The 21,853-nt window shown below is 67.9% G+C and carries 24 protein-coding genes, 1 tRNA gene and 1 pseudogene; 14 read left to right on the forward strand and 12 right to left on the reverse strand.

The genetic code is table 11. The features are described 5' to 3' along the window. The first annotated feature begins 5 nt into the window (after window positions 1-5). Entirely contained in the window at window positions 6-980 is a 975-nt protein-coding gene (locus J2728_RS16735) for an alpha/beta hydrolase (RefSeq protein ID WP_310000976.1), read from the forward strand. Here the strand turns inward: J2728_RS16735 and hisN are convergent. Beyond that, window positions 961-1,797 carry a histidinol-phosphatase gene (gene hisN / locus J2728_RS16740; protein ID WP_310000977.1) on the reverse strand — a complete coding sequence of 279 codons (837 nt, stop codon included), beginning with the start codon at window positions 1,795-1,797 and terminating at the stop codon, window positions 961-963. The two genes, J2728_RS16735 and hisN, sit on opposite strands and share 20 nt — an antisense overlap. 70 nt (window positions 1,798-1,867) lie before the next feature. Continuing rightward, window positions 1,868-2,248, reverse strand: a complete 381-nt coding sequence (locus J2728_RS16745; RefSeq protein WP_310000978.1) for a helix-turn-helix domain-containing protein — start codon at window positions 2,246-2,248, stop codon at window positions 1,868-1,870. Between the two features lie 111 nt (window positions 2,249-2,359). Here J2728_RS16745 and J2728_RS16750 point away from each other — a divergent pair, with 111 nt between their 5' ends. Beyond that, window positions 2,360-3,307, forward strand: coding sequence for a lysophospholipid acyltransferase family protein (locus tag J2728_RS16750; protein ID WP_310000982.1), 948 nt, complete (start codon window positions 2,360-2,362; stop codon window positions 3,305-3,307). On the opposite strand, the gene J2728_RS16755 is transcribed toward J2728_RS16750, so the two are convergent. From J2728_RS16755 to gcrA, 4 genes are all read right to left on the reverse strand, one after another. Further along, the gene (locus tag J2728_RS16755) at window positions 3,304-3,831 is read right to left on the reverse strand and encodes a response regulator (RefSeq protein WP_310000984.1); all 528 of its coding nucleotides are present in this window, start codon (window positions 3,829-3,831) and stop codon (window positions 3,304-3,306) included. The genes J2728_RS16750 and J2728_RS16755 overlap by 4 nt on opposite strands. 159 nt (window positions 3,832-3,990) lie before the next feature. Continuing rightward, window positions 3,991-4,206 (reverse strand): DUF2093 domain-containing protein, encoded by a 216-nt coding sequence (locus J2728_RS16760; protein ID WP_310000987.1) that lies wholly within the window; start codon window positions 4,204-4,206, stop codon window positions 3,991-3,993. A 28-nt stretch (window positions 4,207-4,234) separates the two neighbouring features. After that, the gene (gene xseA / locus J2728_RS16765) at window positions 4,235-5,761 is read right to left on the reverse strand and encodes an exodeoxyribonuclease VII large subunit (RefSeq protein WP_310000990.1); all 1,527 of its coding nucleotides are present in this window, start codon (window positions 5,759-5,761) and stop codon (window positions 4,235-4,237) included. A 279-nt stretch (window positions 5,762-6,040) separates the two neighbouring features. Further along, complete coding sequence (gcrA, locus tag J2728_RS16770) at window positions 6,041-6,562, reverse strand: cell cycle sigma 70 cofactor GcrA (RefSeq protein ID WP_310000991.1); 522 nt, start codon at window positions 6,560-6,562, stop codon at window positions 6,041-6,043. 238 nt (window positions 6,563-6,800) lie between these two features. Between gcrA and J2728_RS16775 the strand changes: the two genes are divergently transcribed. The 4 genes from J2728_RS16775 to J2728_RS16790 all read left to right on the forward strand — a co-directional run bounded on the left by J2728_RS16775 (window position 6,801) and on the right by J2728_RS16790 (window position 11,132). Further along, window positions 6,801-7,622 (forward strand): ABC transporter permease, encoded by an 822-nt coding sequence (locus tag J2728_RS16775; RefSeq protein ID WP_310000995.1) that lies wholly within the window; start codon window positions 6,801-6,803, stop codon window positions 7,620-7,622. Window positions 7,623-7,787: 165 nt separating this feature from the next. Then, on the forward strand, window positions 7,788-9,005 hold the full coding sequence (locus tag J2728_RS16780) for an aspartate aminotransferase family protein (protein ID WP_310000997.1): 1,218 nt from the start codon (window positions 7,788-7,790) through the stop codon (window positions 9,003-9,005). Between the two features lie 62 nt (window positions 9,006-9,067). Beyond that, a complete protein-coding gene (gene argF / locus J2728_RS16785) occupies window positions 9,068-10,003 on the forward strand; it encodes an ornithine carbamoyltransferase (RefSeq protein WP_310001000.1) in 936 nt (311 codons plus the stop codon). A gap of 217 nt (window positions 10,004-10,220) precedes the next feature. Further along, window positions 10,221-11,132, forward strand: coding sequence for an Hsp33 family molecular chaperone (locus J2728_RS16790; RefSeq protein WP_310001002.1), 912 nt, complete (start codon window positions 10,221-10,223; stop codon window positions 11,130-11,132). A 29-nt stretch (window positions 11,133-11,161) separates the two neighbouring features. On the opposite strand, the gene apaG is transcribed toward J2728_RS16790, so the two are convergent. Both apaG and metZ read right to left on the reverse strand, forming a co-directional pair. Continuing rightward, a complete protein-coding gene (apaG, locus tag J2728_RS16795) occupies window positions 11,162-11,626 on the reverse strand; it encodes a Co2+/Mg2+ efflux protein ApaG (RefSeq protein ID WP_310001005.1) in 465 nt (154 codons plus the stop codon). Then, window positions 11,607-12,791, reverse strand: a complete 1,185-nt coding sequence (gene metZ / locus J2728_RS16800; RefSeq protein WP_310001007.1) for an O-succinylhomoserine sulfhydrylase — start codon at window positions 12,789-12,791, stop codon at window positions 11,607-11,609. The genes apaG and metZ overlap by 20 nt, the downstream gene beginning before the upstream one ends. 177 nt (window positions 12,792-12,968) lie before the next feature. Between metZ and J2728_RS16805 the strand changes: the two genes are divergently transcribed. From J2728_RS16805 to J2728_RS16840, 8 genes and pseudogenes are all read left to right on the forward strand, one after another. Then, window positions 12,969-13,988 (forward strand): 2'-deoxycytidine 5'-triphosphate deaminase, encoded by a 1,020-nt coding sequence (locus J2728_RS16805; RefSeq protein ID WP_310001008.1) that lies wholly within the window; start codon window positions 12,969-12,971, stop codon window positions 13,986-13,988. Between the two features lie 145 nt (window positions 13,989-14,133). After that, a pseudogene (locus J2728_RS16810) lies at window positions 14,134-14,439 on the forward strand (hypothetical protein); the annotation flags it as partial. A 116-nt stretch (window positions 14,440-14,555) separates the two neighbouring features. Beyond that, a complete protein-coding gene (locus tag J2728_RS16815; protein WP_310001012.1) occupies window positions 14,556-14,810 on the forward strand; it encodes a hypothetical protein in 255 nt (84 codons plus the stop codon). A gap of 28 nt (window positions 14,811-14,838) precedes the next feature. Continuing rightward, window positions 14,839-15,276: a hypothetical protein gene (locus J2728_RS16820; RefSeq protein WP_310001013.1), complete on the forward strand. Its 438-nt coding sequence runs from the start codon at window positions 14,839-14,841 to the stop codon at window positions 15,274-15,276. 23 nt (window positions 15,277-15,299) lie between these two features. Continuing rightward, window positions 15,300-15,884 (forward strand): hypothetical protein, encoded by a 585-nt coding sequence (locus J2728_RS16825; protein WP_310001014.1) that lies wholly within the window; start codon window positions 15,300-15,302, stop codon window positions 15,882-15,884. Next, on the forward strand, window positions 15,881-16,075 hold the full coding sequence (locus J2728_RS16830; protein WP_304281274.1) for a helix-turn-helix transcriptional regulator: 195 nt from the start codon (window positions 15,881-15,883) through the stop codon (window positions 16,073-16,075). Before J2728_RS16825 ends, J2728_RS16830 begins: the two co-directional genes overlap by 4 nt. A gap of 110 nt (window positions 16,076-16,185) precedes the next feature. Further along, window positions 16,186-17,073 (forward strand): alpha/beta fold hydrolase, encoded by an 888-nt coding sequence (locus J2728_RS16835; RefSeq protein WP_310001015.1) that lies wholly within the window; start codon window positions 16,186-16,188, stop codon window positions 17,071-17,073. A 71-nt stretch (window positions 17,074-17,144) separates the two neighbouring features. Next, complete coding sequence (locus J2728_RS16840) at window positions 17,145-18,035, forward strand: TraB/GumN family protein (RefSeq protein WP_310001017.1); 891 nt, start codon at window positions 17,145-17,147, stop codon at window positions 18,033-18,035. A gap of 32 nt (window positions 18,036-18,067) precedes the next feature. On the opposite strand, the gene J2728_RS16845 is transcribed toward J2728_RS16840, so the two are convergent. From J2728_RS16845 to J2728_RS16860, 4 genes are all read right to left on the reverse strand, one after another. Further along, on the reverse strand, window positions 18,068-18,676 hold the full coding sequence (locus tag J2728_RS16845; RefSeq protein ID WP_310001019.1) for an HD domain-containing protein: 609 nt from the start codon (window positions 18,674-18,676) through the stop codon (window positions 18,068-18,070). A 75-nt stretch (window positions 18,677-18,751) separates the two neighbouring features. Beyond that, on the reverse strand, window positions 18,752-19,711 hold the full coding sequence (locus tag J2728_RS16850) for a glycosyltransferase family protein (protein ID WP_310001020.1): 960 nt from the start codon (window positions 19,709-19,711) through the stop codon (window positions 18,752-18,754). 80 nt (window positions 19,712-19,791) lie between these two features. Continuing rightward, window positions 19,792-19,866, reverse strand: a tRNA-Gly gene (locus J2728_RS16855). Window positions 19,867-19,944: 78 nt separating this feature from the next. Next, window positions 19,945-21,834, reverse strand: a complete 1,890-nt coding sequence (locus J2728_RS16860; RefSeq protein WP_310001022.1) for an ATP-binding protein — start codon at window positions 21,832-21,834, stop codon at window positions 19,945-19,947. Window positions 21,835-21,853: the final 19 nt, after the last annotated feature.

Genomic DNA, 21,853 nt, shown 5'->3' on the forward strand with positions numbered 1-21,853 from the left:
GCCCGGTGACGGAACCGGCCTATCTGGTCTCGGTCCCCGAGGCCCCGGTTCCCGATCATGGCCCAGGTAGTTTTGGGGCTGAATGGTTCCGCGGCGCGGAGGGGATCACCCTCCGCGCCGCGACGTTTTTTCCGGCCGGCGCGCCGCGTGGAACCGTGGTGCTCAGCCCCGGTCGCACCGAGCCGATCGAGAAGTATTTCGAGGTCGTCGAAGACCTGCTGAAGCGCGGCTTCGCGGTGCTGGCGCACGACTGGCGAGGGCAGGGGCTTTCGGCGCGCGACCTGCCCGATCGGCTGAAGGGCCACGCGCGGGGCTACCAGCCCTTTCTGACCGACTACAAGGCGTTGCTCGACGCCTTCGAAGCGCGAATGCCCAAGCCCTGGATCGCCATGGGGCACTCGATGGGCGGGTGCCTGACCCTGCTGGCCTTGGCGAAGGGCGAGCGGCGGTTCGCCGCCTGCGTGCTCTCGGCGCCGATGCTGGGGATCAACACGGGCGGTGTCCCGCCTTGGGCGACGACCGCGTTGTCGTGGACACTGTCCCGGATCGGTCTCGCGGGCCAGTACGTCAACAGCGCCTACGATCCGCTGACCCAGACCTTCGAGGCCGACAAGCTCACCCACGATCGCGCGCGCCACGATCGCTATCGGGCGCAGCTTCGGGCGGATCCGAGGATCGCCCTGGGTGGCGTGACCTGGGGGTGGCTGGACTTCGCGGTCTCGGCCTGCGCCTGGCTGGCGCGACCGGGCGCGGTGGAGAGGCTCGATATTCCGGTCACGATCGTGGCGGCCGAGCTGGACGACCGCGTGCGCAATCCGGCGCTGAAGGCGATCGCCGAGCGCCTGCCGCGCGGCCGCTATGTCGAGGTCGCGGGCGCGTTCCACGAAATCCTGATCGAGACCGATCCGCGCCGGGCGATCTTCTGGAAGGCGTTCGACGAGACCGTCGAAGCCGTCGCGCCTACTTCGCCGAACGCTTGAGGCTGACCAGGGCTTCGTCCAGCGGACGACGGTCGCCAGAGATGACCATCTGACCGCCGTTCGGGCCGATCGTGTCGCCGCGCCAGTTGGTGACCACGCCGCCGGCGGCTTCGACCAGCGGGATGGCGGCCTCGATGTCCCAGGACTTCAGGCCGGCCTCGATGACCATGTCCATCTTGCCCATGGCGACCATGGCGTAGGCGTAGGCGTCGCAGCCGAGGCGCGCCAACTTGGACGCCGCGCGCACCTGCAGCCAGGCGCCGCGCTCGGCCCCGTCGAAGCAGGCGTCTGGGTCGGTGGTGGCGATCACCGCGTCATTCAGATTCGCGCATTCACGCACGCGGATCGGCGCGCTCTGGCCCTTGGCGATCAGGCGCGCGCCGCCGGCGTGGCCGATGAACAGTTCGTCGGTGAACGGCTGGCCGATCGAGCCCAGCACCGGTCGGCCCTGGTGGCGCAGGCCGATCAGGGTGGTCCATAGCGGCAGGCCCGAGATGAAGGCGCGCGTGCCGTCGATCGGGTCCAACACCCAGACGAACTCGGCGTCCGGACGATCCTCGCCATATTCCTCGCCGATCACCCCGTGCTCGGGAAAGCGCTTGGCGATCAGGGCGCGGATCGCGGCCTCGGCGCCGCGGTCGGCCTCGGTCACCGGATCGAACGCGGCGTGCGACTCGCGCGGCAGGTTCTTGCCCGCGCCCTTGTCCTCGAGACCGTGATCCGCCCGAAACAGCGGGAGAATGGCGGCCGCGGAGGCCTTGTTCAGGTCGATGACGAAGGCGTCGAGCGCCGCGAGCCGATCAGCGGAAAGAGTCATGCGCGCGGGTTTAGCTTTCCAACCGCCGCCGCGCCACGCCTTTCCGCGCGTGTCGGTTGCGCGCGGGACCCTAGGCGTCCACGAGTTCGCCACCGTGCAGCGACTTGGCCAGATCGAGAAGGCGCCGACGCGGACGCTCGCCGAGCAGGTAGTAGGCGCGGACCAGGTCCAGCGTCTCCTTGCGGGCGAACATCTCGCCGCTCTCGGCGGCTTCGCCGATCTCGCGTCGCGCCGTCGAGAGGCCATCGTAGAAGTAGCCGACCGGCACCTCCAGAGCCTCGGCCAACTGCCACAGACGCGCGGCGGATATGCGATTGGCGCCGCACTCGTACTTCTGGATCTGCTGGAACCGCACGCCGACCGTCTCGGCCAGCTGCTGTTGCGTCAGACCCAGCAGACGGCGACGCCGACGTAGGCGCTTGCCCAGGTGGACGTCGATGTCGTTACCCATGGAACTTCTTGCCCCCTTAACCTTCTCCCGTCCCGAAACAGAACGAGATGGCCCGGCAGCCGCAAGTCGCGTGCCGTTGCGCGAAGCGGTCGGCCAAGCCTACTAAGGGGCATGTCCGATAAGCGTCCGCCTTGGGTTCAGGATCTGCTGTGGCGGTTGGAGGCCCTGGGCTTCGACCTGTTCATAGGAGCCGTGCGTCTGATGGGGGTGGATCGCGCCTCCGATTTCGGCGGTTGGCTGGGCAAGACGTTCGGGCCGATGAGCGGCGCGCACAAGGTCGCCGCGCGCAATCTGAAGCTGGCCTTCCCCGAAGAGGACGCGGCCTGGCACGCTCGGATCCTGGATGAGCAGTGGGAGGGCCTGGGCCGCTCGTTCGCCGAGTTTCCGCTGATGGACAAGATCCTGCCCTCGACCGGCCGGGTCGAGGTGGTGGGCAAGGAGCGGCTCGAACAGATCGCCCAGGACAAGATCCCGGTCGTCTTCGTCTCGGGCCACCTGTCGAACTGGGAGGTCATGCCCGCGGCCATCGTCGACAGCGGCGTGATCTGCGAGATGACCTATCGCGCCGCCAACAATCCCTATGTCGACAAGCGCATCAAGGACAGCCGCTTCCGCTATGGCGTGCGCCTGTTCGCCCCCAAGGGAGGGGACGGCGCGCGCGAGCTGCTGGAAGGCATGAAGGAGGGGCGGTCGGTCGCCCTGATGAACGACCAGAAGTTCAACAGCGGCGTGGCCGCGCCGTTCTTCGGCCACGACGCCCGCACCGCGCCGGGCCCGACGCGGCTGGCGATCCGGTTTGGCACGGTGCTGCAGCCGATGTCGGTGCAGCGCCTGAAGGGCGCGCGCTTCCGGGCGGTGGTGCACGAGCCGATCGTCCCGCCCAAGACCGGCGACCGCGCGGCCGACATCGAGGCCGGCGTGCGGATGATCAACGCCTTCATGGAAGACCGCATCCGCGAACGGCCGGCCGAGTGGTTTTGGGTTCACCGTCGCTGGCCGAACGAGGTCTACGCCGCCCTGGCCGAACGCGAGCGGGCCGCCGCGCCGCCGGCCGCCTAGATCTCGATCGTGTCGCTGGGGGGAGCGGGAACGTCCGCCTCGCCGGCCCGGCGGAAGGGGCCCTTGTGCGACGGATCGTTCCGGCGTCGGCGGCAAGGGCCGAAATAGTCCGGCGAGCGGATGAACGGCCGCGGATGGAAGATCACGGTGTTGATCCGGTCGAGCAGCGATCGCGCCGTCACGGGCTTGACCACGATCTCGGTGACGCCGGAGTCGCGCGCCTCGAACACGCGGTGACGCTCGGCGAAGCCCGTCAGCATGATGATCGGCAGGAATGGATCGACGCTGTCGGGGGAGTTTCGGACCAGATGGGTGAACTGCACGCCATCCAGAGGGCTCATCTTGAAATCGACGATCGCGATATCGGGGCGCCAGTCGCGTAGGATCTGCAGGGCCTCGGCCCCGTCCATCGCTTCGCGGATTTGCCGCACGCCCACGCCCTTCAGGATCGTCGAAACGATCGCCCGGATGTGCTGGTTGTCATCCACCAGCAGGAAACGCAGCTTTTCAAACGCCGCAGACATGCGGGAGCCGTCTCCTCAACGATCTCGCGGAAGAATCGACACCTCGGCCGCTCCCCGCGACCTATCGTACCGACAGGGGCGGCATTGCTAACGAATGATTTAAACTCAAGCTAGACACGAATAACGCGAGCACCGCCGCGGCATAGACGGCGAGCCGCTTTAGCGCTCTTGCCAGCGTTTCAGGGCCTCGCCCGCGCCGGCATAGGCCTCCTGGTGCTCGGGGCTCCAATAGCGCAGCGCCTCCAGCGGGATCTTCGCGTTGGTGACGGCGCACAGCACGAAGCGGCCGGGCGAGAGCACGGCGTACTCGCCGTCGCCATAGTGGAGGACGGCCAGGCCGTCGGACTTGCCGAGATCACGATCGAAAGCGTTCATGGTCCATACTCTACGCCAGAGCGGCGCTTCAGAACAGATCGCCCTGCTTGGTTGAGGGCGTGGCGGGTTTGGGGCGTGGCTTGGGCGCTGGGCCGGGGACAGGCGTGGGCGTCGGGACAAGCCCGCCTTCGCCCTCGATCACCGCGTCGCGATCGCCGCTCTTGAACTTCAGGTTCACGCGTTCGCCGGCGGCTAGATCGCCCGCCGACCGCGCCAGGGTTCCGTCGCCCTTGCGAACCAGGGCGAAACCCAGTTCCAGCGGCCGCTCCGGGTTCAGCGACTGGCGCAGCTTTTCCAGTCCCGCCAGGCGATCGGCGTCGCGTTGCAGGCGGCGTCCTCCCGCCGCGTTCAGACGATCCCAAAGGGCCGGGAGGCGGGCGTGCTGGGCCGCGCGATCCGGCGCGCGGCGGGCGGCCAGGTTCAGGCGGCCGCCCAGGTCGGCGACGCGGTCAGCCTTGGCGGCGTGCTGGCGGCGCAGGGCGTCCGGCGTCAGGCGCGCGGTGACCTTCAGGAGGTCCTGGGCGTGGACGGTGGTGTTCCGGTGCAGGGCGGCGTCCAGCCGGCCCGAGGCGATGTCGAAGCGCTGCTGAGCCAAGGCCAGCAGATCGTTGGGACGCGGCAGACCGCGCGCGGCGCTGGTCAGGCGGGTGCGGCGCTCCTCGATCGTCCGCGCGCCGCAGCGGCTCAGGCGACGGTCGAAATCCGAGATCAGCGCCCGCAGCTCGGCCAGCACCGGCGTCGCCATTTCGGCGGCCGCTGTCGGCGTTGGCGCGCGGCGGTCGGAGACGAAGTCGATCAGGGTGGTGTCGGTCTCGTGGCCGACCGCCGAGATCAGCGGGATCGCGCTTTCGGCCACCGTGCGGGCCAGGGCCTCGTCGTTGAAGGCCCACAGGTCCTCGACCGAGCCGCCGCCGCGCGCCACGATCAGGATGTCCGGACGCGGCACGGGACCGCCCGGCGCGATGGCGTTGAAGCCTCGGATGGCCGCGCCGACCTGGGCGGCGGCCGCGTCGCCTTGCACCACGACCGGCCAGACCAGAACCTGGCAGGGCCAGCGGTCGCGGATGCGGTGCAGGATGTCGCGGATCACCGCGCCGGTCGGGCTGGTGATAACGCCGACCACGGCGGGCATCGAGGGCAGGGGGCGTTTGCGCTCGGGGGCGAACAGGCCCTCGGCGGCCAGCTTGGCCTTCAGGCGTTCCAGCTGGGCCAGCAGGGCGCCGACGCCGGCGGCCTCCATGCTGTCGATGACGATCTGGTAGCGAGACCCGGCTGGATAGGTGGTGATCTTGCCGGTGACGATCACCTCGAGCCCGTGCTCGGGGCGCACGCCCAGGCTCCGGACATTGCCTTTCCAGACGACGCCGTCGATGGCGGCCTTGTCGTCCTTGATGGTCAGATAGACGTGGCCGTTGCCGTGGTGGGTGACCTTGCTGAGCTCGCCGCGCAGCCGCACGAAGCCGTAGCGATCCTCCAGCGTGCGCTTCAGGGCGAAGGCCAGTTCGGAGACCGAATAGGGCGGGGCGTTGGAATCGTTCGGCGCGAGGTCCGTCATGGGGCTGTTTTAGGGCGGAAGTCGGGAGAGGTCATCCATCCCGATCACCCTTTCATCGCCTTCCTCGCCCTTGTGGCGAGGACCCATGGTTCGGCTTGGCGCGGGGGCGTGAAGGTGAAGCATGGCGCTGACGGCGCGCTTCGACGCAGGCCTCGCGGCGGAACGCTGGATCCCAGGCACAAGGCCTGGGAAGGCGGATTTAGGAAGTCCGAAAATGCAAAATCCCGGACGGTCTTCCAACCGTCCGGGATCCGCCGCCCTGAGAGACTTTTGTTCTTCTTAGATGTAGCGGCGAAGCGAACGGGCGAGCTCGGTGGCGCCGCCCTTCTTCTTGGTCTGCTGCGGCTGGTACGCCACGCGGGCGTGCTCGACGCAGTAGGGAAGGCTGTCCGAGGCGCGGCGGCCGCAGAAGGTGAAGCCTTCCGACGACGGATCGCCGATCGGCCACTTGCACATGTGCGCGCCCAGGGTCAGCACGGTGGCCGAGCCCGGCTCCTCGTGGCGGAAGGCCGGCAGCGGCGCGGGCGCGGCGGCCACGGGCATCGACGGCGCCTCGATCGGGGTCACGCGACGCGGCGCCGAAGGCATGGCCTGGGCGGCTGGACGCGCGGGGCGCGGCGCCTTAAAGGCCGGACGCGCCGGTTGCGAGGGGGCCGCGCGGCCCGACAGGCCGAGGCGGTGAACCTTGCCGATGACGGCGTTGCGCGTGACGCCGCCCAGTTGCTTGGCGATCTGACTGGCCGACAGTCCGTCCAGCCACAGCTTCTTCAAGGTCGAGACCCGTTCGTCGGTCCAGCTCATAGCCCGTCTCCGCCATATAGAACGGGGAGAGGGCGTCCCCACGCCCGTCACCCCATATCTGGTGATCGAACCGCCCCGCCGGCGGTCGTCCTACTACTAATCGTAAAGAATGCATTAAAACACACAATGGGCGCCAACGACTCTGTCCACAGAAACAAGATGTTGATTCACGCAAGCCCGAGCTTGCGAAAAGGGGGGCGAGGGCGCACATGGCCAAGCAGAACAACGGGTTGAGCGCATGAGAGATATCGCCGAGAGCGTCATTCCGCCGCAGCCGCGCGACTATCACGGCTGGAACTGGAGCGGCTTCTTCACCCTCTATCAGCGCGAAATCCGCCGCTTCTGGAAGGTCGGCACACAGACGGTGGCCGCGCCGGTGGTCACGACTCTGCTCTACATGCTGGTTTTCGTGGTCGCGGTCGGCGGTAGTCGTCCCGCGGTCGACGGGGTGACGTTCGGCCATTTCGTGGCCCCGGGCCTGATCATGATGGCGATCCTGAACAACGCCTTCGCCAATTCCTCGTCGTCGCTGATCCAGGCCAAGATGATGGGCCTGACGCCCGACTTCCTGACCCCGCCGCTGTCGGCGCTGGAGCAGGTCTCGGCCTTCGCCTTGGGCGCGGCGACGCGCGGCGTGGTGGTCGGCGCGGTGACGGCTCTGGTGGTCGGCGTTCTGCCCGGCGCGGGGCTTTCGATCGCGCACCTCTGGGCGGTGGTCTATTTCGGCGCCGTCGCTTCGCTGATCCTGGGTCTGGCGGGCGTGGCGGCGGGCCTGTGGGCGGAGAAGTTCGACCAGCTCGCGGCCGTGACCAACTTCCTGATCATGCCGATGACCTTCCTGTCGGGCACCTTCTACCTTGTCGACAAGCTGCCCGAGCCCTTCCGGTCGGCCAGCCATTTCAACCCGTTCTTCTATCTGATCGACGGCTTCCGCTACGGCTTCATCGGCCACGCCGACGGCTCGATCGCGATCGGCGTGGTCTCCACGGGCCTGCTGGCGGTGGCGTTGTTCCTGTGGTGCTGGCGCCTGTTCGTGACGGGCTATCGGCTGAAGAGCTGAGCCGCGTGGCCCTCGCGAAAAAAAGCTGGCGATTTTCGCCGGGTTTTCAGGCGGTTTCACGGTCCATTGATTGACACGACGCCGCTCCACGGCGACAACCTGCGGCCTTCCGGTCCCCGTGCTTAAGGCGCGGGGGCTTCTTTCCTTTTTAGGGAGGTCGGTCTCTTGAGCACCGCGACGTCGTCCAATTCCTCGCAGCAGCACATCATGGGCGTCTACAACCGCGCCCCGCTGGCGTTCGAGCGAGGCCGAGGCGCGCGCCTGTTCTCGACCGACGGCGGCGAATATCTGGACTGCGTGGCGGGCATCGCCACCAACGGCCTGGGTCACGCCCACCCCGTGCTGGTCGAGGTCCTGAAGACCCAGGCCGAGAAGCTCTGGCACGTCTCGAACATCTATCGGATTCCCGAGCAGGAAGCCCTGGCCGACGCGATCTGCGCGGCCACCTTCGCCGACGTGGTCTTCTTCACGAACTCCGGCACCGAAGCCGTGGAATGCGCGCTGAAGACGGCCCGCAAGTACCACTCGGCCAACGGCCAGCCCGAGCGGATCGACATCTACGGCTTCGACGGCTCGTTCCACGGCCGCACCTACGCCGCGGTCAACGCCTCGGGCAATCCCAGCTATGTCGACGGCTTCGGTCCGCGCCTGCCGGGCTACCATCAGCTGACCTTCGGCGACCACGAGGCCATCAAGGCCGCGATCGCCAACCCGACCACGGCGGCGATCATCGTCGAGCCGGTGCAAGGCGAGGGCGGCGCGCGCTCGATCCCGACCCAGTGCCTGAAGGGCCTGCGCCAGATGTGCGACGAGCACGGCGTGCTGCTGATCTATGACGAAGTGCAAAGCGGCATGGGCCGCACCGGCAAGCTCTTCGCCCACGAGTGGGCCGAGGGCGGCGAACCGCACATCATGGCGGTGGCCAAGGCCCTGGGCGGCGGCTTCCCGATCGGCGCTTGCCTGGCCACGACCGAGGCGGCCAAGGGCATGACCGTGGCCGCCCACGGCTCGACCTTCGGCGGCAACCCGCTGGCCATGGCCGTCGGCAAGGCGGCCTTCGACCTGATCAACTCGCCCGAGATCCTGGACAACGTCAACGCCGTCGCCGGCTTCCTGACCCAGCAGCTGAACGGCCTGAAGGATCGCTTCCCGGACGTCATCGTCGACATCCGCGGCAAGGGCCTGCTGATCGGGATCAAGCTGATCCCGAACAACCGCGAGTTCATGGTCCTGGCCCGCGACGAGCACCTGCTGGTCGCCGGCGGCGGCGACAACTGCGTGCGCCTGCTGCCGCCGCTGAACTTGACCATCGAGGAAGCCCGCGAAGCGATCGTCAAGCTCGAAAAGGCTTGCGAGGCGGCTCGCGCCAAGGCCTCCGCCTGACACCCTGAACCTTTGAGATCGCCCGCTTCGGCCCGCCGGAGCGGGCGTGAGGGATTTGGCCCATGACCGCCCCCCGCCACTTCATCGACCTGTGGAAGCTGGACGGCCCGACGCTGCGCCTGCTGCTGGACGACGCCAAGGCCCGCAAGACCGCCCGTAAAGGTTGGCCGCAAGGCAAGGTCGACGCCGACGCGCCGGCCAAGGACCGCGTGCTGTCGATGATCTTCCAGAAGAACTCGACCCGCACCCGCTTCTCGTTCGACGCGGCCATGCGCCAACTGGGCGGCTCGGCGATCATCTCGACCTCGTCGGACATGCAGCTGGGGCGCGGCGAGACGATCGAGGACACCGCCAAGGTGCTGTCGCGCATGGTCGACGCGGTGATGATCCGCGCCAACAGCCACGCCGACGTCGAGCGCTTCGCCCAGGTCTCCACCGTGCCGGTGATCAACGGCCTGACCGACAAGAGCCACCCGTGCCAGATCATGGCCGACATCCTCACGATCGAGGAGCATCGCGGCGACATCGGCGGCAAGACGATCGCCTGGGTCGGCGACGGCAACAATGTCTGCTCCAGCTTCATCCACGCCGCGTCGCTGCTGGGCTTCGAGCTGAAGATCGCCTGCCCGACGGTCTATCACCCCGACCTGCACGACCTGGCCCGGGCCGAAGGCCTGCGGGCCAAGGTCAGCATGATGACCGACCCGAAAGAGGCCGTCCGGGGCGCCGACGTGGTCGTGGCCGACACCTGGGTCTCGATGGGCGATACCGACCACGACGAGCGCCTGGCGGCGCTTGAGCCCTATCAGGTCGACGACAAGCTGATGGATCTCGCCAAGCGCGATGGCGTCTTCCTGCACTGCCTGCCGGCGCACCGGGGCGAGGAGGTCACGGACGAAGTCCTGGACGGTCCGCGCTCGCTGGTCTGGGACGAGGCCGAGAACCGCATCCATGCCCAGAAGTCGGTGCTGGCCTGGGCGTTCGGCGCGATCGGCTAGGCGGCGGGATAGGGCGCCGGCCAGCGCCCGGTTGGACGGCGCTGGCCGACTGCGCCGGCGCATATGGGCAAAAGCGACGGCCACTCATTGGTGAGCCGACTCCGCGAGCGTCGCAATGCGTCAGGACGTCGCTTTGCACAGATCGGGTAGGCGTCGTTCGCGCCGTCGCATCGGGACAGGCTCGCAATTTCCAAAAGACCCCTTATTTAACCGCCCCATGACCGACATCGCTTCCACTCCGGGCGTCCTCGACGACGTCGTCTCCGCGTTCCAGATCGAAGGACTGCCCGTGCGCGGCCGCGTCGTGCGGCTGGGCCAGGCCGTGGACGAGGTGCTGACGCGCCACGCCTATCCCGAGCCGGTCGCCAACCTGCTGGGCGAAGCCTGCGCGCTGGCGGCCCTGGTCGGCTCCAGCCTGAAGTTCGAAGGCCGCCTGATCATCCAGGCCCAGGGCGATGGCCCCGTGCGCTACGTGGTGGTCGACTACGACACCTCGGGCGGCCTGCGCGGCTACTGCCGGTTCGACCCCGAAGAGGTCGCGGCCGTGTCGGAAGGCTTCGCACGCCCCGGGGCCAAGACCCTGCTGGGCGGCGGCGTCTTCATCATGACCCTGGACCAGGGGCCCGACATGGACCGCTACCAGGGCGTCACGCCCATCGAGGGCGAGACGCTGGCCCTGTGCGCCGAGCAGTACTTCGCCCAGTCGGAGCAGACCCCGACCCGTATTCGCCTGGCCGTCGGTCAGGTCGATACGGGCGAGGGGCCCCGATGGCGCGCGGGCGGCATCCTGATCCAGGTCATCGCGGGCGATCAGGCGCGCGGCGACACCCAGGAGGCTTGGCAACACGTCACGGCGCTGTTCGAGACCACGGGCGAGGACGAGCTGATCGATCCCACCGTCACGACGCCGACCCTGCTGTGGCGCCTCTTCAACGAGGACGGCGTGCGCCTGCTCGACGAGAAGCCCCTGCGCGCCTTCTGCCGCTGCTCCGAGGATCGGATCGGCGTGGTGATGGACTCGTTCTCGGCCGAGGAGGTCGAGGAGATGATCGAGCCGGACGGCAAGATCCACGTGACCTGCGAGTACTGCTCGCGGGTCTATAAGCTGGACCCGCCGACGGCTGGGTGAAGACGAGGCTGAAGCCTAGCGCTTCGGCCTCAGTTCACCTTCATCGCCGCGCCCGGCAGGTGCAGCGAGAACTCGGGGATCTCGGCCTCGAACAGCTCGCCCTCTTCGGTCACCATCTGGTAGCTGCCGCGCATCGCGCCCGAGGGCGTGGAGAGCGGGCAGTTGGAGATATAGCGGAACGCCTCGCGGGGCCTCAGTTCCGGCTGTTCGCCGACGACGCCCGAACCCTCGACCTCGTTCACCCGGTTCAAGCCATCCGTGATCGTCCAGCGGCGGGAGACCAGGGTGACGGTCTCGGCGCCGTGGTTCTCGATCTCCACCGTGTAGGACCACAGGTAGACGCCGTCCTCCGGCGAGGATTCCTCGGCCGCGTAGGTCGGGAACACGCGCACGACGATGTCGCGCGTGCGGGCCTCGTAACTGGTCGCGGCTTGGCCGCGCCGCCGGCGCATACGCTGCATCGGCGGGGAGGTCTCACGCCTGATCGAGCGCACGGGTCACATCTCGCGTCAGATCGGCCAGGCTTTCCAGGCCCACGGACAGGCGCACGCCGCCTTCGGTCACGCCCAGCAGCGGACGTTCCGCCTCCGGCACCGAGCGGTGCGTTGTGGTCGGCGGGTGGGTCGCCATCGACTTGGCGTCGCCCAGATTGTTGGAGATGTCGACGATCTCCAGGGCGTTCAGGAACTTGAAGGCCGCCTCGCGGGAGCCCAGGTCCATCGCGATCACCGTGCCGCCGCCGCTCATCTGCTTCTTGGCGACCTCGTAGCCGGGGTGGTCCGCCCGGAACGGGTAGAGGACCTGGCGAACCTTCTTGTGCTCGGCCATGACGTCGGCCAGGGCCGCGGCGGTGTCGCTCTGGCGGCGGACGCGAAGGTCCAGGGTCTCGAGGCCCTTCAGCATCACCCAGGCGTTGAACGGCGACAGCGCCGGGCCGGTGTGGCGCAGGCTGTCGCGGTAGAACTCCTCGTTGATCGCCTCGCTGGTCAGGATCGCGCCGCCCAGGACGCGGCCCTGGCCATCGATGTGCTTGGTCGCCGAATAGACCACGACGTCGGCGCCCAGCTTCAGCGGCTGCTGGAAGATCGGGGTGGCGAAGACATTGTCGACGATGACCTTGGCACCGACGGCGTGGGCCATTTCGGCGACGGCGGCGATGTCGGTGATCTCCAGAACGGGGTTCGAGGGCGTCTCGATCAACACGGCCTTGGTGCCCGGGCGGATCGCCGCCTCCCAGGCCTTGAGGTCGGTGGCGTCGACGAGCGTCGTCTCGACGCCAAAGCGCGGCAGCCACTCGGCGATGATCCAGCGGCACGAGCCGAACAGGGCGCGGCCGGCCACGACGTGGTCGCCGGCCTTGACCAGGCCCATCAGCGAGGCGTGGATCGAGGCCATGCCGGTCGCCTGGGCGCGGCAGACCTCGGCGCCTTCCAGAAGCGCCAGGCGATCCTCGAACATCTTCACGGTCGGATTGTTGAACCGCGAATAGACGAAGCCGGGCTCGTCGCCGGCGAAGCGGCGGTCGGCGCCCTCGGCGCTGTCGTAGGTGAAGCCCTGGGTCAGGTAGAGGGCCTCGGCCGTCTCCATGAACTGCGAGCGCGCGATCCCACCGCGGATCAATTTCGTCGCGACATCCCAGTCTTTCGGATCTTCGGCCACCGCCTTGCCTCCCACGCCTAAAAACGCCGGCATAAGGAGCGGGAGGGGCGCCTGGGTCAAGCCACAACACCGCCGCGGCGGGGGAAGAATTGTCACGCTCCGCCCGCCGATTGTCCCGCTTGCGCCAATTCGCGGCGAGCCTTGCGTTTGCGGCCGCGTTTGGCGAGTGTCGCGCCGATGACCGATGCACACGCCGCAGGGATTCTGCCCTGCCAAACGATCGAGGATCTCATCGCTCAAGAAGCGATCACCTCGGCCACGCCCTTCGACGCCGATCAGGTGCAGCCCGCCAGTCTGGACCTGCGCCTGGGCGCTCGCGCCTGGCGGGTCCGCGCCTCGTTCCTGCCCGGCCTGCATCGCCGCGTGCCCGAGCGCCTCAAGGACGTCGCGATGCACGAGCTGGACCTGACCCAGGGCGCGGTGCTGGAGAAGGGCTGCGTCTATATCGCCGAGGTCCAGGAGCGCCTGGCCCTGCCGGGCAATATCTCCGCGCGCGGCAACCCCAAGAGCTCGACGGGGCGGGTGGACGTCTTCGTGCGCCTGCTGACCGACCACAGCCGCGCCTTCGACGACGTCGACGCCGGCTATGAGGGCCCGCTGTATCTCGAGATCGCGCCGCAGACCTTCTCGGTGCTGGTGCGCGCCGGCACGCGCCTGAACCAACTGCGCCTGAAGCGTGGCGAGCCGGCCAAGCTGTCGATCCGCAGCGTGGGCGTTGATCTGACCGCCGGCATCGTGGGCTTCCGGGGGCGTCGTCACGCCGGCGTGGTGGATCTCGACCACGAGGACGGCCACGACCCGCGCGACTTCTGGGAGCCGTTGGAGGCGCGCCACGGCGAACTGCTGCTGGATCCGGGCGAATTCTACATCCTGGCCAGCAAGGACGACATCGAGATCCCGGTGATGGAGGCGGCCGAGATGACGCCGATCGATCCGTCGGTTGGCGAGTTCCGTGTCCACTACGCCGGTTTCTTCGATCCTGGTTTCGGCACCGAGGAGGCGCTGGCCCGCGGTTCGAAGGGCGTGCTGGAGGTGCGCAGCCACGAGACGCCGTTCCTGCTGGAAGACGGTCAGACGGTCGCGCGCCTGGTCTACGAGCCCCTGACGGCGCGTCCGGCCCGGCTATACGGCGAGGGCGGTTCGCACTATCAGCGCCAGGGCCTGAAACTCTCCAAGCACTTCAAGGTCTGGTCCTAGCGGCTGTCGCGGGTCGGTCGCGCGGCAACGCGCCGCACTACATCTAGTGGACAGTGCGTGTCGTTGCACAAATCCTGGTCTCGTCCTCGCGGGCGGTGATCTTCTGAGTCGCCGGGCGCGGAGGCGGCGGAAGATCTCGGAGACCCCTTTGGCCCGTCATGCTCAAGATCCATTCCTGATCCTTCAGGGTCGCGTGGACGCCTGGGAGCGCTGCGCGCGCATTCCGGGCTGCGACAAGGCGATCTGGCGACAGGACGCCCAGGGGCGCGTGATCCGCTGGTCCGACTTCGGCGACCGTTTTTCGCGCTATGGCTGGGAGATGATCAGCCGTCCGCGCCCGGGCGTTCTTGGACGCGCCTTGGCGGTCAGGCGGCTCGAGGCCGTGCATTGGCGCGGCGTGATGGGGGATTCCATCATCAGCGACCCATTCCTGGGCCGCCGCGCGGCCTGAAACATCAAGCATCTCTGTCATTTAGTCTCGTCTACACGACAAAATGACAAGATTGCTTGACATGTCTGTGGCGATCTATGACAAACGTCCTTGTCATTTCGACGGGGAAGCTTGTCATGAAGAGAACCCAACGCCGCGCACGCCTTGCTCAGGGCGAAAAGCTGATCATGGGCATGGCCGCGAGCTCCAACGCGCTGGTGGTGGTGGTTTGCGCCGCTCGCCAGATGGGCGGCCCGGCGCTGGCGGCGGGCGTTGGCGCGGCGCTCGTGGCGCTGGCGGCGGCGCTGGTTCTCGTCCTTTGGAAGCGCTCGCCGGAGTCTCCAACCCAGATCGATCAGAACGGCGCCGTCGAGGCGCTATCGGCGCTGTAGTCGCCGTATCTGCAAAAGGAATTTCTCAATGAGTGAGAATGTTGGCCGCCAGGCCCGTCGCCAAGCCATTGCGCAGCGAGTGCTGTTCGGGGCCTTTATCCTCGGCTTTGTCTCTGGGGCGGGATACTACGTCGCCAAGGACTTGCGGATCGCGATGTCTCCGCTTCTTCTTAGCGCGGGCTGCGCCGTTTTACTTCTGCTGGCGGTTGGCTCCAGCATCGTCTACTGGCGCAATATCGACGAAGCCGCCCGAGAAGCCCACAAGTTCGCCTGGTTCTGGGGTGGATCGAGCGCGATGCTATTGACCCTCCTCGTCGCGTTGCTGGTGGGTGATACGCGTCTGGTCGCCGTGATGGGACAGCAGTCGCCCGCCGAGTGGTTCTCCTTCGGGGTGACGACGGTGATCGCCGCCCAACTCATTGGCTACGGCCTCGCCTGGGCGGGCTGGTGGCTGCGCCAGCGCTGATCGTGAGCCAAGAGGAGGTCTCCATGACACAGACTATGCCGACTTGGACCAAGTGGGCCCTGTTCGCCGCCGGCGCCGTCGCCCTGGCCGCCATCCCGTTCTGGCTGCGACTGGCCAGGCCGTTCTCGGGACCGGCGATGGTGATCGCCATCCTCGCCTGGGTCGCTGTCTACACCGCCTATATGTTCGTCGGAACCGCGCGGCTGAAAGGCGGCAAGATCGGTCCGGTGATGAAGCGCTACCGCCGTCGCCTGGTCGTGTCGATGCTCGCCTATACGGTGGCCCTGCTCGGATCTCTGTCTCTGCTGCGCGGCGCCCATCTTGAGGGACCGCTCCTGTGGATCGTGGCCGCCGCCCCAGCCATCCCGATCCTGGGCGTGTTGCTAGCGATGGGGCTGTACCTGAAGGAAGAGCCCGACGAGTTCGAACGCACCGTGCATGTCGAGGCGATGATCTGGGGGCTGGGCGTCGTGCTGGCGGTGACCACCGTCTGGGGCTTCCTCAGCAACGCCAATGTGGTTCCCGCGCCGCCGCTGTTCCTGATCTTCCCGTTGTTCTGTCTGGCCTGGGGCTTCAGCCAGCCCCTGATCCGGAGGCGGTACCAATGAAGAACCGCCTGAAGGTCCTCCGCGCCGAGCGGGACTGGAGCCAGGCCGATCTGGCCGACCGGCTCGAGGTGTCTCGCCAGACCATCAACGCCCTGGAGACGGGCAAGTACGATCCCAGCCTGCCGCTGGCCTTCAAGATCGCCCGCCTGTTCGGGCAGCCGATCGAGGCGATCTTTCAGGACGAAGCCTAGGCGCTTCGTCCTCTCCCCGGGGGCGGAACGCCCCAACCGCTGACGTCTCCGCTTCGCTCGGCGCCCCGTCGCCGAACCCCTCCGCGCGCCCTGTTCCCAAGGAGAACACGATGCAAAATCTAATGCCTCGCGCCCATCTGTTCGCCGTCATCATGGCGATCCTGGCCGCCCTCGGCGTCTTCGGCGGTCGCGCCCAGGCCGCCGACCGTATGACCGTCACCGTCACGGGCAAGGGGCCCGACGTCCTGCTGATCCCCGGCCTGGCCTCGTCCGCCGATGTCTGGGACGCGACGGTCAAGCAGCTGTCGGCCTCGCACCGCGTCCATGTCGTGCAGGTCGCGGGCTTCGCCGGCGTGCCGGCGGCCGGGAACGCCGAGGGCCCGGTGGTCGAACCCCTGGTCGAGGCGGTCGACGCCTACATCAAGGCCAACCATCTAAAGTCGCCCGCGATCATCGGCCACTCGATGGGCGGCTTCACCGGCCTGTTGCTGGCCCAGCGCCATCCCGAGGATGTCGGCCGGCTGATGATCGTCGACAGCCTGCCGTTCTTCTCGCTGCTGTTCTCGCCGACCGCCACGCCCGAGAGCGTCAGGCCCCGCGCCGCCGCCATGCGCGACGCCACGATCGCCATGAGCGCCGAGACCTTCGCCAGCCAGCAGGCCATGGCCGCGCCGCGCTACGTCAAGTCGCCGGAGGGGCAGGCGCTGATGCTGGCCTGGTCGAAGGCCTCGTCCCAATCGGTTGTCGGTCGGGCGATGTACGACCTGCTGACCACCGATGCGCGCCCAGGCCTGGGGGCGGTCAAGGCGCCGACGATCTTGCTCTATCCCTACGATCCGGCGATGGGCGCGCCTGCGGCGATGATCGAGAAGACCTACGGCGACGCCTATGCCGGCCTGCCGGGCGTCACGCTCAAGCGCGTCGACGACAGCCGGCACTTCATCATGCTGGACCAGCCCAAGGCCTTCGCCGAGGCGGTCGAGACCTTCCTCAACTAGCCCCCGCGGCGATCGATGCTTGCCATCGCCGCGCCTCGCGCCAACCCTCATTTCATCCAACGGGAGTTTCCATGCTTCGCGACCTGAACCGCCACGCCCGCCGCCTGTGCGCGGGCCTGATCTCCGCCATGGCCCTGGCGGTCGCCGGGCCGGCCCTGGCCGAACCCGCGCTGTGGGCGATCAAGGACAAGGACTCGACGATCTATCTGTTCGGCACGATCCATGTGCTGCGGCCAGACACCCAATGGCGCTCGGCCAAGATCGACCAGGCCTTCAAGAGCAGCGCCGACCTGACCCTGGAGATCGTGGGCGCCGACGACCCGGCGGTGATGCAGCCTCTGGTGCTGAAGTACGGGCTCGATCCGGCCAAGCCTCTGTCCAGCAAGATCGGCCCGGAAGCCTTCAAGCACGCCGCCGAGCTGGCCCAGGGTGGCGGCGTGCCGCCCCAGGCGCTGGAGACGATGCGCCCCTGGCTCGCGGCGATCTCGCTGTCGATGGCGCCGGTGATCAAGGCCGGCTACGACCCCAAGAGCGGCGTCGAGCAGGTGTTGGTCAAGGCCGCCGCCGAGACCGGCAAGGCCAAGAACGCCCTTGAGACGCCCGAACAGCAGATCCGCTTCTTCGCCGATCTGCCGCCCAAGACCGAGGCCGACTTCCTGCGCGCGACGCTGGACGACGTGGACGAGGGCGTCGCCAAGATCGACAAGATGGTCGCCGCCTGGGCCGCCGGCGACGTCGCCGAGCTGGAGAAGGAATTCGTCTCCGAGATGAAGGGCGACTATCCCGAGCTGTATGAGCTGCTGCTCGTCAAGCGCAACCAGGATTGGGCCAGCCAGCTGAAGACCAAGCTCGCCGGTTCGGGCGTCAGCTTCGTCGCGGTCGGCTCGGGCCATCTGGTGGGGCCCGACAGTGTCCAGGCCCAGTTGGCCAAGCTGGGGATCAAGGCCCAGCGCATCGAGTAGCTTCCGGCGGCCCTCTCGAAGGGGAGGGCCGTCTACTCCGCCGCCCGCGAGGGCATGTAGATCGAGCGTTTGGGCGTGCTCATCACCCGACCCAGCATCGGCTCGAACGCCTCTAGCGGCATCGACTGGAAGCTCGGATCGAACGCTTCCTGGTCGTACACGTGGCAGAACTTGGCCGTGTATTCGAAGTCCGGATGGCCACGGAACTGGTCGCGCAGGTTCCGGTCCAGCCCAAGGTGGTGGAAGAAGTAGTAGCCCTGGAAGATGGCGTGATGCGCCACCATCCAGTGGTTCCGCTCCGACACGAACGGCTGGAGGATCGCCGCGGCGATGTCGGCGTGATTGCGCGGGCCCAGGATGTCGCCGATGTCGTGCAGCAGGGCGCAGACGACATATTCCTCGTCCTCGCCAGCCTGATGGGCGCGGGTGGCGGTCTGCAGGCTGTGCTCCAGGCGATCGATGGCGAAGCCGCCGCAGTCGCCTTTCAGGAGGTTCAAGTGCGCGATCAGCCGCTTTGGCAGGTCGCGCCCGAATTCCATGGACGCGTTGGCGATGATCGCCCAGTCCTCGGCCGTGCCGTCGACCATGGCGTGAAACTTGGCCCGATCGTGGGCGTGCGGATCGACCGCGCCGTCGGCCATGGCGTCTCTCCCAAACGTCTGTTTGAGGCGATCGTGCGCCCGAAGGCGGCGAGCGTCAACGACCGCTTGGCTGGCCTAGGCCCGGGTCGGCAGACGCCGAGCCTCCGGGGCCAGACGCTCCCAGACCTCTTCCAGCTTGGCCAGGAAGCGCGCGTATGACCACTCGTCGGCCGTCGCGCGGCCGGCGTCTCGCAGGGCGGTCAACCGCGCGCCGCCGGTCGCCACGACATCCGCCGCCTCGGCCAGGGCGTCGGCGGCGGCTTCGCAATCATCGTCCGGGACCCAGAAGCCATTGTCGGCCGTCATGTATTGGCGGCCGCCGATGCCCATGAAGCCCGCGGATACGCAGCCGCACGCCATGGCCTCCAGGGTCGTCATACCGACCGACTCCAACCGCGGAAGGCTGAGATGGAGCGCCGAGCGTCCCAGGATCTCGGCGACGGCGGCTTCGGGCAGGTTGGACATCTCGACCCAGGGCAGATCGACATGCCGCGGATGGGCCTTGCCCAGGAACTGCCGGATGATCCTCGCTTCCCCCATCCGCTTGCGGGGCGCGTAGGCCACTCGCGGCAGGTCGTTGGTCCCAGGCTTGAAGACCCGCTCGTCGGCGAAGCACGGGACGATTTCCACCTGGGCGCCCGGAACCACCCTGCGGATCGTGTTGGCGTTGATCGAGCCGACGGCGAAGAAGATCGGCGCATGACCCGGCGCGAACGCGTCGATCTGCTCAAGTCCCAGGTTCAGGAAGCTGAACTGGTTCTGCTCGAAGATGACCGTGCGCCGCCTGCTCTGGGCCAGGGTGCGGATCGCGTTGGGGGCGTCGGACGGAACCACCAAGATGTCATCCGGGCGAAACAGTGTCCCCACCTCGGTCGGCGCGTCGAAATCCAGCCAGGGCAGTTCGGCCTTGTCGGTGTTGCGCCACCAGATCGCCTCGAAGCCCATTCTGTTGAGCGCTTCGACATGGCGCAGAATGACCTTTTGCCCGCCCGCCACGGCGCCGGTCGGAAAAGACAGATAAACGATCCGCGTCACGCAACTTCCCTGCCCAGAGCACAGTCCTCCCGCGCGCTGTAGCACGCGGCGCCGCGACGGTCGTCATGGGTTGGGAACCTTGGAGCGGGCGGGGGGAATCGAACCCCCGACATTCAGCTTGGGAAGCTGACGTTCTACCTCTGAACTACGCCCGCCAAAGGGACGACCCGTTTAGCCCGGCTCGTCACCGCACTCAAGCGGGCGCGATCTGATTTCGCGGAGGTTCGTCGCCGCTAGGCGTCGGGCGCCGCCTCGGGGGCTTCGCCAGCGCCCACGCAGCGCGCCAGCATTTCGGCCAGAGCGGTCACCTCGATCGGCTTGGGAAGCACATCGTCCATGCCGGCGGCCTGATAGCTGGCGGTCTCCTGTTCCAGAAGGCTGGCCGTGACGGCGACGATCGGGACGCGTCGGCGGCCCAGGCGACCTTCCTCCCGGCGTATGGCGCGCGTGGCCTCCACGCCGTCCATCACGGGCATGTGGACGTCCATGAAGATCGCGTCCCAGGGCTGGCGCCGCCAGGCCTCCACCGCCTCGCGGCCATCGGCGGCGAAGCCGCAGGCGATGCCGAAGGGCTCGACGAGGGCGGCGATGATCTCGCGGTTCATGGCGTTGTCGTCGACCACCAGCAGGGTCGGGTGATCCTCACCCTCGCCGCCGGCGCGCGGCGAGGGTGCGCGTTTCGGGGCCTCCCGCGCCACCGCCGGGCAGGGGACGCGGATGGTGAAGGTCGAGCCTTGGCCGGGCTGGGACGAGGCCGACATGTCGCCGCCCATCTTGCCGACCAGGCCCTGGCACAACGCCAGACCCAGCCCGATGCCGCCCGCCGCGCGCTTTGTGGAGTCGTCGATCTGGCTGAAGCGCTCGAAGATCACGGCCATCTTTTCCGCCGCGACGCCATCGCCGGTGTCGACCACCTCGATCCACAGATCATCGCCCGCGCAGCGGATCCGGCAGTCAACGCCGCCCTCCTGGGTGAATTTCAGAGCGTTGTCGATCAGCAGGCTGATCACCTGCCGCAGGCGATCGACATCGCCGAAGCGGATTTCACCCTGGGCCGCGTCCAACCGCATGGTCAGGCGCAGATTCCGCGCCTCGGCCGCGGGGCGATGCAGATTGTCCAGCGATTGGGCCAGGGCGGTCAGGCGAAACGGGCGGGGTTTCAGCCGCAGCGCGCCATCGTCCAGCTGACAGAGGTCCAGCACGTCGTCGATCATCATGCGCAGGCGTCGCGCCGCGCCCTTCACCTCCAGGACCTGTTCGCGCTGCTTCTTGCTCAGGGACGAGCGCGTCAGAATCTGGCCGACGCCGAGGATGGCGTTCAATGGCGTGCGCATTTCGTGACTGACCGTGGCCAGAAAGCGTGACTTGGCCTCGTTCGCGGTCTGGGCGCGTTCGGTGGCGTCCCGCAGCTGACGGGTGCGCAATTCAACCCGCGCCTCGAGGCCTTGGTTGAGGGCGTTCAGGTCGTGGCTACGGCGCGCCAGGGCCTCGACCAGGTCGCGGTTCTGGTCGCGCAGCTGGATGGAGTCGACCAGCAGGGCGTGGTTGTTGCGATGGCCGGTCAGCATCACCAGCCAGAACGCCGCGCCCAGCAGGCCCAGGGCCCGGTCCGGACCCAGCAGCAAGGCCAACGAGGCGGGCAGCAGGATCAGCGAGATGTAGATCCGCCCGGTCAGCTTCATCGGCGACAGCACGCCGGTGGCGCCGCCCGCCAGGGCCGAGAGCACCACGATGATCACGAAGCGGGTGCGCTGGCTGTCGATGGGAAACCGCAGCCAGGCCAGAAGGGCCCACAAGGCGGCGCTGACGAGAAGGCCGGCGGAAAAGGCGATGACGACCTGGTCCAATCGCTTGGCGAACGGACCCCCCTTCAGCGCGGAGGCGAGCATGCGGTCCACGACGACGCGCGCGGCCAGCACGGCAAGGGTCGCCGCCAGCCACATCCAGTAGACTGGTCGCTCCGAGGGCAGGGTCGTCAGGGTGACGCCGATGGCGGCGGCCGCCTGGACACCCATCGTCGCGACGCTGTTGCGCGACGCCTGCCGAACAAGGGCCAAGGTCAAAGGGTTGTCGCGGATGCTCGAACGTCCTCGCGCCGGAGTCATGTCTATCTTGGGGGTCACGACTGAGGTCGCCGAAGCT

Origin of the sequence: Caulobacter segnis (genome assembly GCF_031454995.1) — a bacterium.
GTDB classification, from domain to species: Bacteria; Pseudomonadota; Alphaproteobacteria; order Caulobacterales; family Caulobacteraceae; genus Caulobacter; species Caulobacter segnis_E.